General features: G+C 37.5%; 15 protein-coding genes and 1 riboswitch. Of the genes, 8 read left to right on the forward strand and 7 right to left on the reverse strand.

The genetic code is table 11. The features are described 5' to 3' along the window. A complete protein-coding gene (locus VLZ86_RS01175) occupies nucleotides 1-228 on the forward strand; it encodes a hypothetical protein (protein ID WP_325447870.1) in 228 nt (75 codons plus the stop codon). A gap of 70 nt (nucleotides 229-298) precedes the next feature. Here the strand turns inward: VLZ86_RS01175 and VLZ86_RS01180 are convergent, their stop codons facing one another. The 3 genes from VLZ86_RS01180 to VLZ86_RS01190 all read right to left on the reverse strand — a co-directional run bounded on the left by VLZ86_RS01180 (nucleotide 299) and on the right by VLZ86_RS01190 (nucleotide 3,727). Then, complete coding sequence (locus VLZ86_RS01180) at nucleotides 299-1,093, reverse strand: ABC transporter ATP-binding protein (RefSeq protein ID WP_414652532.1); 795 nt, start codon at nucleotides 1,091-1,093, stop codon at nucleotides 299-301. A gap of 414 nt (nucleotides 1,094-1,507) precedes the next feature. Next, entirely contained in the window at nucleotides 1,508-2,530 is a 1,023-nt protein-coding gene (locus tag VLZ86_RS01185) for an iron ABC transporter permease (protein WP_325447872.1), read from the reverse strand. A gap of 51 nt (nucleotides 2,531-2,581) precedes the next feature. Then, nucleotides 2,582-3,727 (reverse strand): ABC transporter substrate-binding protein, encoded by a 1,146-nt coding sequence (locus VLZ86_RS01190; RefSeq protein ID WP_325447874.1) that lies wholly within the window; start codon nucleotides 3,725-3,727, stop codon nucleotides 2,582-2,584. Between the two features lie 117 nt (nucleotides 3,728-3,844). After that, a riboswitch (cobalamin riboswitch) is annotated at nucleotides 3,845-4,040 on the forward strand. A 28-nt stretch (nucleotides 4,041-4,068) separates the two neighbouring features. Between VLZ86_RS01190 and VLZ86_RS01195 the strand changes: the two genes are divergently transcribed. Both VLZ86_RS01195 and VLZ86_RS01200 read left to right on the forward strand, forming a co-directional pair. Next, nucleotides 4,069-5,898 carry a TonB-dependent receptor plug domain-containing protein gene (locus VLZ86_RS01195; RefSeq protein ID WP_325447876.1) on the forward strand — a complete coding sequence of 610 codons (1,830 nt, stop codon included), beginning with the start codon at nucleotides 4,069-4,071 and terminating at the stop codon, nucleotides 5,896-5,898. 3 nt (nucleotides 5,899-5,901) lie between these two features. Beyond that, nucleotides 5,902-6,933, forward strand: coding sequence for a DUF5074 domain-containing protein (locus VLZ86_RS01200; protein WP_325447878.1), 1,032 nt, complete (start codon nucleotides 5,902-5,904; stop codon nucleotides 6,931-6,933). 57 nt (nucleotides 6,934-6,990) lie between these two features. Here VLZ86_RS01200 and VLZ86_RS01205 read toward each other — a convergent pair whose 3' ends face one another. Next, on the reverse strand, nucleotides 6,991-8,466 hold the full coding sequence (locus VLZ86_RS01205) for a S41 family peptidase (RefSeq protein WP_325447880.1): 1,476 nt from the start codon (nucleotides 8,464-8,466) through the stop codon (nucleotides 6,991-6,993). A gap of 154 nt (nucleotides 8,467-8,620) precedes the next feature. Between VLZ86_RS01205 and VLZ86_RS01210 the strand changes: the two genes are divergently transcribed. Genes VLZ86_RS01210 through VLZ86_RS01225 form a run of 4 tightly spaced genes read left to right on the forward strand, consistent with a single transcriptional unit; the run spans nucleotide 8,621 to nucleotide 10,809 of the window. Beyond that, nucleotides 8,621-9,130 carry an RNA polymerase sigma factor gene (locus VLZ86_RS01210; protein ID WP_325447882.1) on the forward strand — a complete coding sequence of 170 codons (510 nt, stop codon included), beginning with the start codon at nucleotides 8,621-8,623 and terminating at the stop codon, nucleotides 9,128-9,130. After that, on the forward strand, nucleotides 9,117-9,614 hold the full coding sequence (locus VLZ86_RS01215) for a hypothetical protein (RefSeq protein ID WP_325447884.1): 498 nt from the start codon (nucleotides 9,117-9,119) through the stop codon (nucleotides 9,612-9,614). Before VLZ86_RS01210 ends, VLZ86_RS01215 begins: the two co-directional genes overlap by 14 nt. Nucleotides 9,615-9,634: 20 nt before the next feature. Beyond that, entirely contained in the window at nucleotides 9,635-10,261 is a 627-nt protein-coding gene (locus VLZ86_RS01220) for a DUF4252 domain-containing protein (RefSeq protein WP_325447886.1), read from the forward strand. Nucleotides 10,262-10,263: 2 nt separating this feature from the next. Further along, nucleotides 10,264-10,809, forward strand: coding sequence for a DUF4252 domain-containing protein (locus VLZ86_RS01225; protein ID WP_325447888.1), 546 nt, complete (start codon nucleotides 10,264-10,266; stop codon nucleotides 10,807-10,809). 232 nt (nucleotides 10,810-11,041) lie between these two features. Here the strand turns inward: VLZ86_RS01225 and purB are convergent, their stop codons facing one another. Continuing rightward, nucleotides 11,042-12,385: an adenylosuccinate lyase gene (gene purB / locus VLZ86_RS01230; protein ID WP_325447890.1), complete on the reverse strand. Its 1,344-nt coding sequence runs from the start codon at nucleotides 12,383-12,385 to the stop codon at nucleotides 11,042-11,044. Between the two features lie 273 nt (nucleotides 12,386-12,658). Here purB and VLZ86_RS01235 point away from each other — a divergent pair, with 273 nt between their 5' ends. Beyond that, complete coding sequence (locus tag VLZ86_RS01235; RefSeq protein WP_325447903.1) at nucleotides 12,659-13,897, forward strand: glycosyltransferase; 1,239 nt, start codon at nucleotides 12,659-12,661, stop codon at nucleotides 13,895-13,897. Nucleotides 13,898-13,932: 35 nt separating this feature from the next. Here the strand turns inward: VLZ86_RS01235 and VLZ86_RS01240 are convergent, their stop codons facing one another. Together VLZ86_RS01240 and VLZ86_RS01245 are read right to left on the reverse strand one after the other, a co-directional pair. Then, the gene (locus VLZ86_RS01240; protein ID WP_325447893.1) at nucleotides 13,933-14,883 is read right to left on the reverse strand and encodes an L-histidine N(alpha)-methyltransferase; all 951 of its coding nucleotides are present in this window, start codon (nucleotides 14,881-14,883) and stop codon (nucleotides 13,933-13,935) included. Between the two features lie 3 nt (nucleotides 14,884-14,886). After that, nucleotides 14,887-15,662: SUMF1/EgtB/PvdO family nonheme iron enzyme (locus VLZ86_RS01245; RefSeq protein WP_325447896.1), on the reverse strand; the 776-nt coding region annotated here is incomplete at its 5' end.

Below are 15,662 nucleotides of genomic sequence, written 5' to 3' on the forward strand. Positions count from 1 at the left end.
GTGAGTTTTATCAAAGATAGATTTTTTTTTGAAAGAAGGAGGAAAGCTGGAAGCGCAGAGCTAGTTGCAAGGAGTTGGAAGTGCGGAATTGAAATTGACATTGACATTGAAGTTGAAGTTGAAGTTGAAGTTGAAGATGAAGATGAAGTTGAAGTTGAAGTTGAAGATGAAGTTGAAGATGAAGATGAAGTTGCCCGCCTGAATGACAGCGTTGGGAAGGAAGTTTAAATTGACACGGAACACCTGAATATGAACACTGCCTACTGCATACTGAACACTGCCAACTGAATACTGCAATCTACTTTTTAACTCTAAATGTTCCCGTATTTTCATCAAAAGCAATTAGATCTTTAGGGAACAAGGTATTGAAAGTTCCATTTGAAATGAGCTGGCATGGTTGTCCTGAGACGACTCCGTTTTCGTTCATCACAATAATGGTGTCACACAATTGAATGATCAGATCAATTTCATGCGAAGAAAACAGAATCGTTTTCCCAGTGTCTTTCGCTAATTTCTGGAGCAGTTTTAAAATATATGCCTTGTGGTACATATCCAGATGTGTGGTGGGTTCATCTAAAATGATCAAGTCGGTGTCTTGGGCCAAAGCACGCGCAATCATTACTTTCTGGAGTTGCCCATCGCTTAATTCGAAGCATTTTTTGGTTTTTAGTGCTTCAACATTCGTTTGAACCAACGCTTTATTGGTGATGGCAATATCTTCCGGAGATAATTTTCCCATCCAATTGGTATAGGGTTGCCGCCCTAAAGCCACCAATTCAAAAACGGAGAGATTTTTTGAAGCAATTTGCTCTGTAAGTACCAAACTCAATTGTTTTGCCAAGTCAATGGGCTCATAATCCAAAACCGATTTGGAATTAATGTAAATCTCACCAGATAAAGGTTTTTGAACATTGGTCAGCGTCCGTAAAAGAGTGGATTTCCCAATGCCATTGGCGCCCACTAGTCCTACCAATTGCCCTTTTTCCAAAATAATATTGATGGTATCGGCTATGATCATTGCGCCCTTTTTGGAAGCATAGCCGATAGAAAGATTTTTTGTTTCGAGGACGATATGTGGTTGGGCTTTTGTCACGTGATTATTTGATGAAATTCCAAATAGGATTTAAGGTGGTGTGTTGTGTTTATGTCTGTTACTTATTGTGTGTGCAATCTGTTCAATATTTCTATATTCCGAATTGGATATAAAATTACTATTCTCCAAATAATTGACTTTTAAAACGGCGCTTCAATGGGGCTCGATTTTATAGGTTATGGCTTGTTACAAAGATATCATCCCTCGGGGATTTCTTTGGATCGATTAAAGCGAAATATTTGTAAAATTTTCCGTTTTCAGTTGTATGAGTTATCTGTTTAAAACTTGTGTAGACATTATTCGAAACTGAAAACTCGATATTCATAATTATTATTTTTTCTCCTAAACTCCAATCAAAAATCAACAATCGTTAATCAACAATCGTTAATATTCAATCTGTAATCCTACGTACTTTTAAAAAAACATCTTCCGCTTCCTCACCAACAGCCAAATCACCACGGGTGCGCCAACCAATGAGGTAATGGCATTAATAGGCAGAGTATAATCACTGGTGGGTAATTGTGCAATGCTATCACAAATAAGCATCACTATGGCACCAATTAAAAACACGGCGGGCAATAAAGTTTTATGGTTGGACGTATGGAAGATCTGACGGGTCATATGTGGAATGGCCAAGCCAATAAAGGCAATCGGACCTGCAAAAGCTGTAATGGTTCCTGCCAATAAACTGGTGGCAATAATGATCCTAAGCCTACTTCGTTTTAAATTCAAACCCATGCTTTTAGCGTAATTTTCACCTAATAATAAGGTATTTAAACCTTTTATAGAAATTATGGTCAGCAAACCTCCTGCAAGGTATATTAAAAAGAAAATAAAAAGTTCATTCCAGGAGAGGTTTCCCAAGCTCCCAAAACCCCAAAAAATATACTGTTGGAGTTGTTCTGCGGAGCTAAAATAAGACAGGACGCTCACTACGGCAGAAGTGATACTCCCAAACATCAATCCTATAATAAGGATGGCCATAGTGTCCCGTACCTTGGAAGACACTACCATGACCGCTAAGAGTACTAAAAAACTTCCTAAACTTGCGGCAATCACGACGCTCCATTTGGAAATCAATAGCGTTGTAAAAACACCACCAAAAAAGCCTGAACCCAGAATTACCAAAGCAACTCCTAAACTGGCGCCTGAACTAATGCCCAATACAAAAGGTCCTGCCAGAGGATTTCTAAAGAGTGTTTGCATCAACAAGCCTGAGATTCCCAGTCCTGAACCGACTAATATTGCCGTAAAGGCTTTTGGTAATCGGTAATTTTGAATGATGTACTGCCAGGATTTATTATCAACATCGCCCATTAAACTCTTAAAGATTTCTTTTGTAGGTATCGACACAGATCCCAAACTAATGTTCACGAAAAAACAGATGATGAGCAGCGCTATCAGAATCAGGAATGGATATGTATATTTTTTTTCCATGTGTTCAAGACCTGACCGGATTTAGAAACCTGGCAGACCTGAATATTTATTTTATTTTAAACGCTCAAAAAAATGAGGCTCATAGTCGCTTAATAATTCCGGATGCGCAATCTTAATTAAATCCTTTAGCACCAAATCAGGTCGTGCCATGCCCATTTCAAAATAAGTAACGCCACCGGTTTTTCCTGTGGTATTGACAAAGGAATAGACCGCTTTGTTTTGGAAGGCTTTAAACCTGGTATAATGGGGATTCGCTTTTTCAATGGCTTCCAAACTCGAATAATAGGAGGGACTGATCCAAATCTCGGCATCTTTAGCTTTATCAAAAACGACTTCAAAATTGAGGGAAAGACTACCTTTATCTGTGGTGTCGCTCCATAGATAGGTAGCGTTGGCATCCTTCAAGAGAATGGCTTCAGAACTCGTCCCACTAGGCAAATACCAAATATCCTTGTACATGGCGCCACTTAATATTGTGGGACTTTGAGTGACATCTTGGGCAATCTTTTTAGCTTCTAAATAATCAGTTTCAATGTTTTTGAATATCGAATCGGCTTTTTTCTCCTTATTGTAAAGCACACCAAAAAATTTGATCCATTCGGCTTTGGCCAAAGGAGATGTTTCAACCCAGTCGCCATTAAAGATGACGGGAATTCCTGCTTTCTGTATATTGTCAAACGTTTTATTGTTGCCGTCAATGCCAAAACCAATCACCAATTCTGGCCGGAGCTCCAATAGTACTTCCGTATTGATGCTTTCGTTCTTGCCCAATTCTCTCACCAAACCTTTATCAATTAAAGCTCTTGTTTTTTCTGAGGACACAAAATTCGTGTCTGGAAAACCAATCAACGTGGTTTGTACATTTAATAATTCCATAGCCGGAATGTGAGTGGTGGAAGTGACCACTATTTTTTCGATCGGTGTGATCAGAATAGCATCAAATTCATCTTTATTTAAAGTGATTTTTGGTGCCATCTCTTTGCTGACCAATGCATAGCGAAAGGTTTTATCCGAATTTGGCCACGGATTTTTTATTTCCAATACCTTAAAATCCGGATGGTTTGCTATGGAAAAACCTTCAGCATAAGAAAGTGATGTGGTTCCCTTTTCAGTGGTCTTAGATTCCAGTGGCAATGGCTTGTCTTCTTTGCAGTTAACAAGGATTAAAAACAGTAATAAAAGTGATGATTTCTTCACAATCTTATTTTTTCACCTCAAAAGTAAGATTATTAAGTGAAATAGGCGACTTGCCTGAGGGGAAGATTATGGATTAAAAACAATTTAAACCTTCGGACATTATCCATTAAAAATGATTAATTTTGCCCCGAATTTGGTTTGATATAATAATCTATGTCAATTAAAAGGGAATTTGGTTAAAATCCAATACTGTTCCCGCAACTGTAAGCTATAACGCTTCATGTTACACTTCAAGTCACTGTTACGCATTGCGCGATGGGAAGACGAACATGAAGACGCAAGTCAGGAGACCTGCCAATTTCATCATCAAAAGCGGCTTTCGGGTAAAGAGCCTTTAGATTATGAAAAGACTACTTTATATTTTTATTATTTTAGTTCTTGGCAACGTAAATGTTGTCCATGCACAACTGGATTCTATCCAAACATTGGACGAAGTGTTCTTGAGCGATGTGAAGTTGAAACGCTACGCCTCAGGTTTTAAAGTAACGGTATTAAAAGATTCTGTTTTAACCAAAAGCCCGTGGTCATTGACCGATTTACTTCGCTACAATTCAAATATCTACTTTAAGGAAAATGGCTATGGCATGGTGTCTTCGCCATCTTTTAGAGGTACGAATGCGTCACAGACCGCGGTGGTTTGGAATGGCATCAATATCAATTCCCAGCTTAATGGACAAGTCGATTTTAATACTATCAATACTTCCAATTATGATTCCGTTGAAATCCGCAGCGGTGGAGGCAGTGTACAATACGGCAGTGGTGCCATAGGAGGAAGTGTGCATTTGAGTAATGCCTTGTCGTTTGTGAAACACACCGATCATACGGTCAGAATGAGTTATGGCAGTTTTGATACCAAGCGAGCAAATTACGGTCTTTCAACAGGTTCAGAGCATTGGTCGGTTAATTTAGGAATTGCCTACGTCGATTCAGAAAATGATTATAAATATCTGGGTACTGATAAAACCAATAAGAATGGGCAATACGATAATTTAAGTTTTAATCTTAATGCGGGTTATCTACTTAATGACCAGCATGTATTCAAAATATATCACCAAAGTTTTATAGGAGATCGTAATTTTTCAGGAACGCTCTTGGCACCATCAAAAAGCAAATACGAAGATACCAATTACAGGTCGATGTTGGAATGGGGCTATTTTCATAAACAGTACACCTCAAAAGTGAAGGTGGTGCATCTTCTTGAAGAATTTAAATATTATGAGAATAAAGATACAGAACACTTTTCCTTTGGTCGGGTCCAGAGTTTTATAGGAAATCACAATCTCAATATCAAACTGACTGAGGCTATTGATTTGCGGACCATTATCGAGTTTGCTAAGTACTCTGGCAACGGAGATAGCTTTTCAGATCCAAGCCGGCATGCCTTTTCCGCCACCGGATTGTGGCGACATCAGCTTTCTGAACGTCTGGTTTATGGTTTGAACATTAGGAAAGATTTTACATCAGATTTTGAAAGTCCACTTGTGTTTTCTGTGGATGGCGAATATCGTTTTAGTGAAAGCTATGCACTAAAATTAAATGGATCCAAAAATTTCAGGGTGCCTACATTCAATGATTTGTATTGGAATCCTGGAGCTAATTTGGATTTGCTACCTGAATCTTCTTATCAAATCGATTTCGGACAGGAATTCTCCTCCAAATTTATCGATCTAAAATTGAACGCTTATCATATCAACACCAAAGATATGATCCAATGGGTACCTGATAACACTGGATTGTTTCGTCCAAGAAATATTAATAATGTGAAAAGTTATGGTGGCGAAGTGGAAATCTACTTAAGGCACAAAATCGGAAACCATCATCTTAATATGAATTCGGCGTATTCCTATACGGTTTCTAAAAATGAAGTCAATGCCAAACAACTCATCTATATACCGTTACACAAAGCCAATATAAACTTCGGTTATCATTTTAAAGCTATGGAATTATTCTATCAGCATCTCTTTAACGGTGAAGTGGACATTATTGGGGGACAGTTGGATGGGTATAATATAGGGAATTTAGGACTTTCCTACACTTACGAAATTTCCAAAAATGTCCATTCAATTTTACAGTTTAATATCAATAACCTTTATAATACAACCTATGAAAATGTGGCGTTACGTCCAATGCCCAATCGAAATTATCAATTACAATTAACTCTGAAATTTTAAACTATGAAAATTTTAAACAATTTAGTATTAGCATTATCATTACTCGTGTTGTCATTCTCTTGTAGTAGTGATGATGATAACCATCAGCAAGAATTTTTAAGCCATTATGAAAAAGGAATTTTAATAACTCACGAAGGTAACTTCTCAGGCGGTTTCGGAACTGTTTCTTATGTATCCAACGATTTGTCAACGGTAGAAAACAATATTTTCTCGAATGTGAATGGTCGAACATTAGGTGCTGTGGCTCAAAGCATGGCTTTTAATGGAGACTTGGCATATATTATTATCAATGGGTCCAATCAAATTGAAGTGGTAAATAGATATACCTTTGAATCTGTGGCCACAATAGACTCTGGGTTGTCAAATCCTAGATATATGACCATCTCTAATGGTAAAGGATATGTTACTAATTGGGGAGATTTCACACCCTCTGATGATGATTATGTTGCAGTGATCGATCTTAATTTGAATAAAGTAATAAGCACAATTAGCACAAGTTATTTGCCTGAAGAACTTGTGGCAAAGGATAATAAGGTATATGTGGCAACAGGTATTTTTGGGAATGGCAATAAAGTAGATGTTATTAATTCAATGACCGATCAGTTAGAACTAAGTATTACGGTAGGGAACTCTCCAAATTCCCTTCAATTTGATTCTAATGGAAATTTATGGGTATTATCATCTGAAAATTTGATCAAGATTGACAGGAGTACTAATACTGTTTTACAAACTATAAATTTTGTAGAAGAAATAGCTTCGCCGTCTTACTTAAGTTTTGACAGTGGGAATTTTTATATGTATGCAAGTGGATCTGTATATAAGATGAATGAATCTTCAACCACATTTCCAACCACACCAGAATTTTCAAATACTAATTTTTATGGTATGAACGTTCGAAATGGTAGTCTCTATGGAGTAGATGCTGGTAATTTCTCAAGCAATGGATCATTGAAAGTCTACGACTTAAGTTCTAATACAGAAACTAAGTCAATAACATTAAGTCTGATTCCAGGCGGAATTTATTTCAATGATTAATCTTATAGTCAATAAAAAAGCCGCTAAAAATAGCGGCTTTTTTTATATGATGTTCTTTTATCTCAAATTTTGAAATGCGGGAAGATGGTCCAGTACATCAATATACATTTCATTATCTAACAACTTCTTGTCCACGTGATCAGTTAATGGGATCAGATTATTATCTATAGACAGGAATGGACGTGCACTTCCAGTAATATCGGCAATTGCTTTTGCAAAAAACGGTTCCGTAGGTTCGCCCAAAACACCAAGATTATTCACCGCTTCTCTCATTTGGAAGTGTGTCATTGCACTTAAAAAGCCATTAGGTGGTACACGTGCATCATCTTTATTAACTGACACCGCTACTAAAGGTTGTATGGCATAGGTGTGGTTAGGATTGGCGTTTTCACGAGAAAAGTTTTCAGAGTCGTATAAGGTTACTGAAGCTTGCGATTTTCCAGTTGTTCTACCCCCAATTTGAACCACGTCAATATAAGGAGACAGCCCGTTAATGATCAACTCGCTGGCGGAAGCCGTTCTACTGGTTGTCAAAACATAAACTTTCTCTAAATTGAGAGAATTGATCGCGCCTACGCCTCCGGCCGCGGTATTTCTGAAATTATAAGAGGTGTTTTCGGATTGCAAATTCTCATTCCAAACCAATTTCGAGAAAACTTTACCATTGAATTGACCAGTGATCATGCTCGCCAAAAGTGCTGCGGTATTGACTGATCCGCCACCATTATACCTTAAGTCTAAAACCAAATGCTTGACGCCAGCCGATTTAAATTCCCCAAAAGCTTCATTTAACTGTTTATCATAATTACCGGTAAAACTGGTATACATTAAATAGCCAATTTTAGCGCCATTTATATCCAACACCTTAGAGGTGTGAACTGGATTTTCGTTATATGGTTTTTTGGTCAACTTTACGGTCTCAGAGGTAGGTTCTAAGAAGTCATCATCTGTAGTTGCAGTACCGTTGCTGTTGTAAGTCGCAAAATTTAAGGTATAAGTGTCTTGGTTTAAGAGCGCGTTAAAATTGTCTACGGTCATTTGAACGCCATCTATACTATTAAAAATCTGCCCGCGTTTTATGCCAGCCGCACTTCCTTCGCTATCATTCAATACCAATCTAACCACTCCAAATACCTTAGTGTTGCTACCAGGCTCCAAATAATAATTAGATTCTAAACCGTTACTTTTAAAAACACCTTGAAACTGTTGTTCCAATGCAATATAGTCTGGTGTTATAAAACTGAAACGATCCACAACTTCTCTTTGGTATATCAAACTTTCAAAGAATTCTTCCGGTTCTGAATACCCGTTTATATAGTTGATATAGGCTTCTTCGCTTGTAAACCGATTGTCGGCCAAATTGGGAATTTCCGACTTATAGAGATAAAAAATGTTCATCGCGGTCCATACAAAATCATTAATTTCATTTTTAACGATCGCAGGAGGAGTAGGTTCATCATCTTTGTCTTTAAAACAACTCGTGTTTAGGCTAAATATAATCAGGGCAAAAAGGGCAACTTTTAAAACTTTCATGGGACTTCTTTTTTATAAAGGATTATTTCGATGGTAATTTAACTCGAAATTTACCTACATTATTGTAAAATTAAAAATATTTGTAACAAAACTGAATATCTCTCGTCGTAAGAGTAGAAACAGATTTAACTCCTCTGTTATAAAACTGACCATAATGACACAAACTGATTTTTTAAAATTGGTATTGCCCTTTAAGGATAAAGTCTACAGGCTTGCTAGACGGCTTTTGGTTTCTAAAGAGGAAGCAGAAGATGCCACGCAAGAGATTTTAATAAAGTTATGGAACAATAAAGAAAAGATTGAGGAGTACAATAACGTGGAAGCTTTTTCAATGACGATGACCAAAAACTTGTGCTTGGACCGTTTAAAATCGAAACAAGCCCAAAACTTAAAAATTGTCCACAGCAATTATCAGGATCATAACGTGTCCTTACAAAAGCAAATGGAACTCAATGATAGTGTGGACTGGGTTTCTAAGATTATGGAGGCCCTACCGGAACAACAAAAAATAATTGTGCAACTTAGAGATATTGAGGATTATGAATTTGATGAGATCGCAAAGGTTTTGGAAATGAACGAGACTGCAGTGAGAGTGGCCTTGTCAAGGGCAAGAAAAACAATTAGAGAAAAATTGACTAAAAAACACAGCTATGGGATTAATTAATATAGAACAACTTTTAGAAAAATACGACAATGCGGAAACAAGCTTGGCTGAAGAAGCACAAATAAGAGCTTATTTCGCCCAAGAAGAGGTGCCTCCACATTTAGAATCGTACAAGCTATTGTTTCAATATGTGTCGCATACCAAACAAGAACAGTTTACCAAAGACGTTCCATTACAACCTAAACGAAAAAAAACGTACCAATGGATTTCTGTCGCGGCCGTTGCAGTTCTTATGTTGGGCACTTATTTTCAAATGAACCAAATGAACCAGACCACAACCTTGGACGATTTAAGTCAGGAACAATTGATGGCCTACAACCAAACCATGGAGGTGTTTAACTTAGTCTCAACAAAGCTTAATAAAGGTTCTGCCCATTTGGGAGCCTTAGATCTAGTGTCCACAAAGTTGAATGAAGGTGCTGAAAATCTGGTCTATGTCAAAGAATTTAATAACGCAACAAATAAAATAATTAAAAACAAGTAACCTGATTAAATATAAAAATTATGAAAAAATCAAATAACCTTCGCGCATATTTTCAAAAGAAGAGTGAGGTGAGCAAAAAAGCAGTCGTAGTCTTAGCCCTTATGATTGCGCCCATGGTATCTTTTGGACAAAGCTTTTTTAATAAATATGAATCCATGAAGGGCGTCACCTCCGGAGTCATCAGTCAAAAAATGTTCAAAATGATTGCGACCATTGATGTGGATCTTGACGATGAGGAAGCCCAAGGCTATTTAGATATGGTCAAAAAGATTGAGAGCATCAAAGTATTGAGTACTGGGGATGACAATATTTCGTCAAGCTTGGCCGCTGATACCGAGAAGTATATTAGCAGCTCAAAATTGGATGAGTTGATGCGATTTAAAGATGGTAACCAAACGGTAAAGTTCTATGTCAAAGAAGGCCGTGATGAAAACCATGTCAAAGAACTGTTAATGTATATCAGTGGTTTGAAAGAATTGACCAAAGACACCAAGGTTGAAATCAATGGTGAAAAGAGAGAGTTTGAAACCATTCTAGTTTCCATTGTAGGTGATGTGGATTTGAGAGAGATCTCAAAAATAACAAATAAAATGAATGTGCCTGGTGGAAAGCATCTTGAAAAGGCCGGAAAAGGTAAAAAACAATAAATATGATCTCATTAATCAAAAATCTTGCAGGGATGATGCTCTTGGTTGTAACCGTTTATAGTTGCAACCAAAACCAATCATTACAACGGTATTACGTAGACAATCAAGAACAACCTAATTTTCTTTCGATAGATGTGCCGTTAAGTATGCTAAATCTGGATAAGGAACACTTGACCCAAGATCAACAAGAGGCCTATAAATCCATACAAAAGTTGAATATGTTGGCTTACAAGGTCACTCCTGATAACACTTTGGAATATGAAGAGGAAATCGCAAAAGTAAAAAACATCTTGGACGATTCTAAATATGAAGAGTTAATGCGGGGAGGCAATCCTGAAGATGGAACGTTTATCATAAAGACTTTAGGAAAGGACGACGATATTGAAGAATTTATCCTATTTGGAAATATGGAGAAGAAAGGATTCGCTATTGTTAGAGTCTTAGGAAGTGACATGAATCCCAACAAAATCATGAGCTTAACGTCTGCCTTGGATAAAGCAAAAATTAACGATTCCCAACTCAGTCAGTTTACCGAGTTTTTTAAATAAGCCGAGATAAAAAAGTAAAAATATTGAAATCACCCATGAAACATTACGAATCTGGGTGATTTTTGTTATTATACAATCTGATGAACATACAACTTACTATACATATGAAAGTTCCAATGAGCAAAAATTTTACTATAAAGTAATCGAGCACATCAAAAATACCGGCTATTAAAAGGCCAAGGGTAATAATTCCTGTAAGTAGGAGCCCTATGTTATCAATTTGGTTCATCTTCTAAATTCCCGTGTAATTACTTGGTGTAATTTGTTTTAGTTCTTCTTTTATGACGTTTGATACGTCTAAAGTATTAATGAAATCTGAAATGGATTTTTGATTGATCGTGGTATTGGTTCGCGTTAATCCTTTCAAAGCTTCATACGGATTTGGATAGGCTTCGCGTCTTAAAATTGTCTGGATAGCTTCTGCAACAACGGCCCAGTTATTTTCGAGATCTTCTTTAAATTTAGGTTCGTTCAATACCAATTTGTCCAATCCTACCAAGGTGCTCTTGAATCCAATCAAGGTATGGCCAAACGGTACGCCCACGTTTCTCAATACCGTACTATCTGTTAAGTCACGCTGCAAACGTGATATCGGCAATTTTGCGGATAAGTGCTCAAAAATAGCATTGGCAATTCCTAAATTGCCTTCGCTGTTTTCAAAATCGATGGGATTGACCTTGTGTGGCATGGCACTACTGCCAACTTCACCTTCCTTAATTTTTTGTTTGAAATAATCCATGGACACATAGGTCCACATATCCCGATCCAAATCAATAAGGATGGTGTTGATGCGTTTTAAATTATCAAATAACGCTGCCATATGATCGTAATGTTCAATTTGTGTGGTAGGGAAGGAGTGTTGCAAACCCAATTTACCTTGAACAAATTCGGTTCCAAAGACTTTCCAATCGATACTTGGATAAGCTACTTTGTGGGCATTGAAATTTCCTGTTGCACCGCCAAACTTTGCAGCACTCGGGATATCATTTAGCAAATTGAATTGTTCTTCCAAGCGCACTGCAAATACTTCAATTTCTTTCCCTAATCGTGTAGGCGACGCCGGTTGGCCGTGTGTACGTGCCAACATCGGGATGTTTTCCCATGCTTTGGAAAGTTCTTTTAATTTTTTTACCAAACTTAGGTATTCAGGGACATAAACGTCGTTCATGGCTTCCTTAATACTTAGAGGCACAGCGGTATTGTTGATGTCTTGAGAGGTCAATCCAAAATGGATGAACTCTTTATAGGCGTTCAGATTAAGCGCGTCAAATTTTTCTTTAATAAAATATTCGACCGCCTTAACATCGTGGTTGGTTACTTTTTCAATCGCTTTAATGGCAAGCGCATCTTCAGTTGTAAATTCTGTATAAATCGCTCTTAAATCATCAAATTTTGAAGTATCAAAATTTTTGAGTTGTGGCAAGGGAATTTCGCATAGCGCAATAAAATAATCGATTTCTACTTGAACGCGATATTTGATCAGGGCTTCTTCTGAAAAATAATCGGCTAAACTGCTGACTCTGCTTCTATACCTTCCATCAATAGGAGAAATAGCATTTAAAGGTGATAATGACATGGGATGCGTTGTTTTGTTGTGTTAAAAGGAAGATGCAAAGATAAGAAAGAAAGTTAGAAGTTAAGAGTTGCAGGCGCGAAGTATGTTTGAATAAAAATTTTGAGAAATCGATATATTCCTGCCATTGGGTTTTAATACCTCTAGCCTTGTCTCCATCGAAAAACATTTCCTTATTTTTATGCCTCAAATTAATAAAATCGAAAATGGCGATTGCTTCGAGCGTCCGTCATCCATCACCTTAATCCAATCACCCGTCTAAAAAATGAAGTCGTGATAAATAAAAAACTACTCATTATCGGCCATGTGTGGCCAGAGCCCAGAAGTTCTGCAGCGGGGAGCCGGATGATGCAACTCATTAATGCTTTTCAAAAGGAGGAGTATGAAATCATCTTTGCCAGCGCCTGTGCCAAAAGCGATAATGCATTCGATTTATCTGAAATTGGAATCGTGCAAGCCAATATCGAGATGAACCATTCCAGTTTTGATCATTTTGTCAAGAGTTTTAATCCAGATGTGGTACTTTTTGACCGATTTATGACCGAAGAACAATTTGGCTGGCGGGTTGCGGAACAATGTCCAGATGCTTTAAGAATTCTCGATACTGAAGATTTGCACTGCCTGAGAAAGGGGAGGCAGCAGGCTTTTAAGGACGGAAAGACCTTTAACTCCTCATATCTTTTTAATGACTTTTCAAAACGTGAAATGGCAAGTATTTATCGCTGTGACCTCTCTTTAATTATCTCAGAGGTCGAAATGGATATCCTTAAGAAAGAGTTTAAGATGCCTCCGGATTTACTTCTTTATCTACCTTTTCAACTCGATTTAATTTCTAATCAAGAGATTTCCCGACTTCCTAATGTTGAAGATCGACAACATTTTGTAACCATCGGTAACTTTCTGCATGAGCCCAACTATAATTCCATATTATATCTTAAAGAAACTATTTGGCCCTTGATCAGGGAAAAATTACCCCATGCGCAATTGCATATTTATGGTGCCTATGCCTCTCAAAAAGTGAATCAATTACACCATGAAAAGAGTGGGTTCTTGATCAAAGGTTTTGCGACAGATGTTAATGAAGTCATGGCAAAATCAAAAGTGTGTTTAGCTCCTTTGCGATTTGGTGCAGGTCTAAAGGGGAAATTAGTTGATGCCATGAAGAATGGAACGCCTTGTGTCATGACTTCTATTGCTGCGGAAGGGATGTTTGGAGATTTAGAACCGAATGGATTTGTTGTGGATGCACCAGATTTAATCGCAGAAAATGCGGTTCTTCTTTATGAAAACAACTCTATTTGGAGAGAAAAGCAACACCACGGTTTTAAAGTCCTTAACCAACGATTCAATAAGCTGAACTTTCACGATGGATTTTTTAATGATATCCATCACACCATTCGTCATCTGAAAGCACATCGACAGACGAACTTCACGGGCCAAATGCTCCAGCATCACCTCCTTCAATCTACAAAATATATGAGTAAATGGATTGAAGAGAAGCACAAAGAAAACTAGGATATAAGTGCACTGAAATTCTCAAACTCCCACGGTTATTTAAGCTTTTCCAAAATATAATCTGCAAAGAGATGTTGTGAGTCGGTCAATCGATCGCTGATTTTTAGAAGCGAGCCCTCTAATATGGTGTTTAAAATTTGATCATTATATTTTCTACTGGTTTCAGTATGTATTTTTTCGCCTTTTTTGAAGCTGAAGGTTTTGCTAAGGCTTTTAATAACAACGTTTTGATCCTTGGTGCTCACCAAAAAGCTTCGAGCAATACCTTCTTCTTCATTGTATTCTGGTTTGTGCTCAAAAGTATCGAGGTCAAAATTGGCGTCCAACTCGTTGTTGATCCGCGTTAATAAATTGAGATTGAAGCGTTTGGTGATGCCTTGTGCGTCGTCATAGGCTGGAAGCACGATAGATTTTGGTTTGATCAAATCTACACCCAATAATACCTTATCGCCAGTTTTTAAATTTTGCTCCAATTTTTGAATAAATTCCTTGGCTCTTGCATCACTAAGGTTTCCAATATTTGAACCTAAGAATAAAACGACGATGGGATGTGCCAAGGATTTAAAATCGCCAAGAACATTAAAGTAATCGCCTTGTTTTGGATTGATCCCAACCGTTGGCAATTCGTTGTTCAGAGCTGTTTTTAATTGTTCAAGTGCGTTTTCTGAAATATCCACGGGGGCATATTTAAAATTATACCCCTGTTCATCCAAAGCTTTCAATAACTCTTTGGTTTTTCTACCATTGCCCGCACCTAACTCTACCAGTTCAAAGAAGCTGTTTTTTTCGAGTTTGAGTGCTTTTATAAGTTGTTGGTGTTGATTTTTGAAAATATCAAATTCTGCGTTGGTCAAATAATACTCGGGCATGTTCATGATTTCGACAAACAAGGCATCACCAATTTTATCATAAAAATATTTGGATGGCAAGGTTTTATTTGTGGCACTTAAGCCAAAATCGATGTCCTTTTTGAAGTTTTCATTCATAGATTATTTTGCAAGTCTGATTCCTGAAAATTGCCATTGTGCTTGGGGATGGAAAAAATTTCTATAAGTATGGCGACTGTGTTGAGGCGCCGTGGCACTGGAAGCACCTCTCAAAACCATTTGGTTGATCATAAATTTACCATTGTATTCACCAACTGCTCCTTTGGCAGTTTTGAATTTTGGATAAGGCAAATAGGCGCTGTTGGTCCATTCCCAATGCGTTCCCCATCTCAGATTATTTGAGGCGACTTCCCATTCAAATTCGGTGGGCAATCGATAACCTTTCCATTGTGCATAGGCTGAAGCTTCATAAAATGAAATGTGGGTGAGAATAGCTTTTTTGTCGATAGCTTCCAAACCAGATAAGGTGTACTGGTGCCATTCATCATCTACCATCTTCCAGTATAAAGGATGTGCTATCCTATTCTCCTTGATCCAAAACCAACCTTCATCCAACCAATTTTTAGGTTGTTTATAACCATCATCGTTTATAAACGCCATAAAATCGGCATTGGTGACAAGACCCTTGGAAATTTCGAACGGCTCCAAAAAGACACGATGCACCCCCAATTCATTATCAAAAGAAAAGTCATTGGTGGCATGGCCAATAGTGTAAATGCCCTCATCGATTTTTAGCCATTCCTCCGAGTCATTAAAATGGTTGACATAGTTTTTTTCGTAGAGTTTTGGATATAGCGGATTCAACGACAAGGTATATTTAATATCTGAAACCAACAGTTCCTGATGCTGTTGCTCGTGGTTGATGCCTAAGATGGTCA

Origin of the sequence: Gelidibacter sp., from assembly GCF_035515035.1 — a bacterium.
Taxonomy (GTDB): domain Bacteria; phylum Bacteroidota; class Bacteroidia; order Flavobacteriales; family Flavobacteriaceae; genus Gelidibacter.

Coding starts and splice junctions, on each gene's coding strand:
- VLZ86_RS01185 (WP_325447872.1), bottom strand. CDS start 2,530: ATGGAAAAAAAATATACATATCCATTCCTGATTCTGATAGCGCTGCTC.
- VLZ86_RS01195 (WP_325447876.1), top strand. CDS start 4,069: ATGAAAAGACTACTTTATATTTTTATTATTTTAGTTCTTGGCAACGTA.
- VLZ86_RS01200 (WP_325447878.1), top strand. CDS start 5,902: ATGAAAATTTTAAACAATTTAGTATTAGCATTATCATTACTCGTGTTG.
- VLZ86_RS01205 (WP_325447880.1), bottom strand. CDS start 8,466: ATGAAAGTTTTAAAAGTTGCCCTTTTTGCCCTGATTATATTTAGCCTA.
- VLZ86_RS01210 (WP_325447882.1), top strand. CDS start 8,621: ATGACACAAACTGATTTTTTAAAATTGGTATTGCCCTTTAAGGATAAA.
- VLZ86_RS01215 (WP_325447884.1), top strand. CDS start 9,117: ATGGGATTAATTAATATAGAACAACTTTTAGAAAAATACGACAATGCG.
- VLZ86_RS01220 (WP_325447886.1), top strand. CDS start 9,635: ATGAAAAAATCAAATAACCTTCGCGCATATTTTCAAAAGAAGAGTGAG.
- VLZ86_RS01225 (WP_325447888.1), top strand. CDS start 10,264: ATGATCTCATTAATCAAAAATCTTGCAGGGATGATGCTCTTGGTTGTA.
- purB (WP_325447890.1), bottom strand. CDS start 12,385: ATGTCATTATCACCTTTAAATGCTATTTCTCCTATTGATGGAAGGTAT.
- VLZ86_RS01240 (WP_325447893.1), bottom strand. CDS start 14,883: ATGAATGAAAACTTCAAAAAGGACATCGATTTTGGCTTAAGTGCCACA.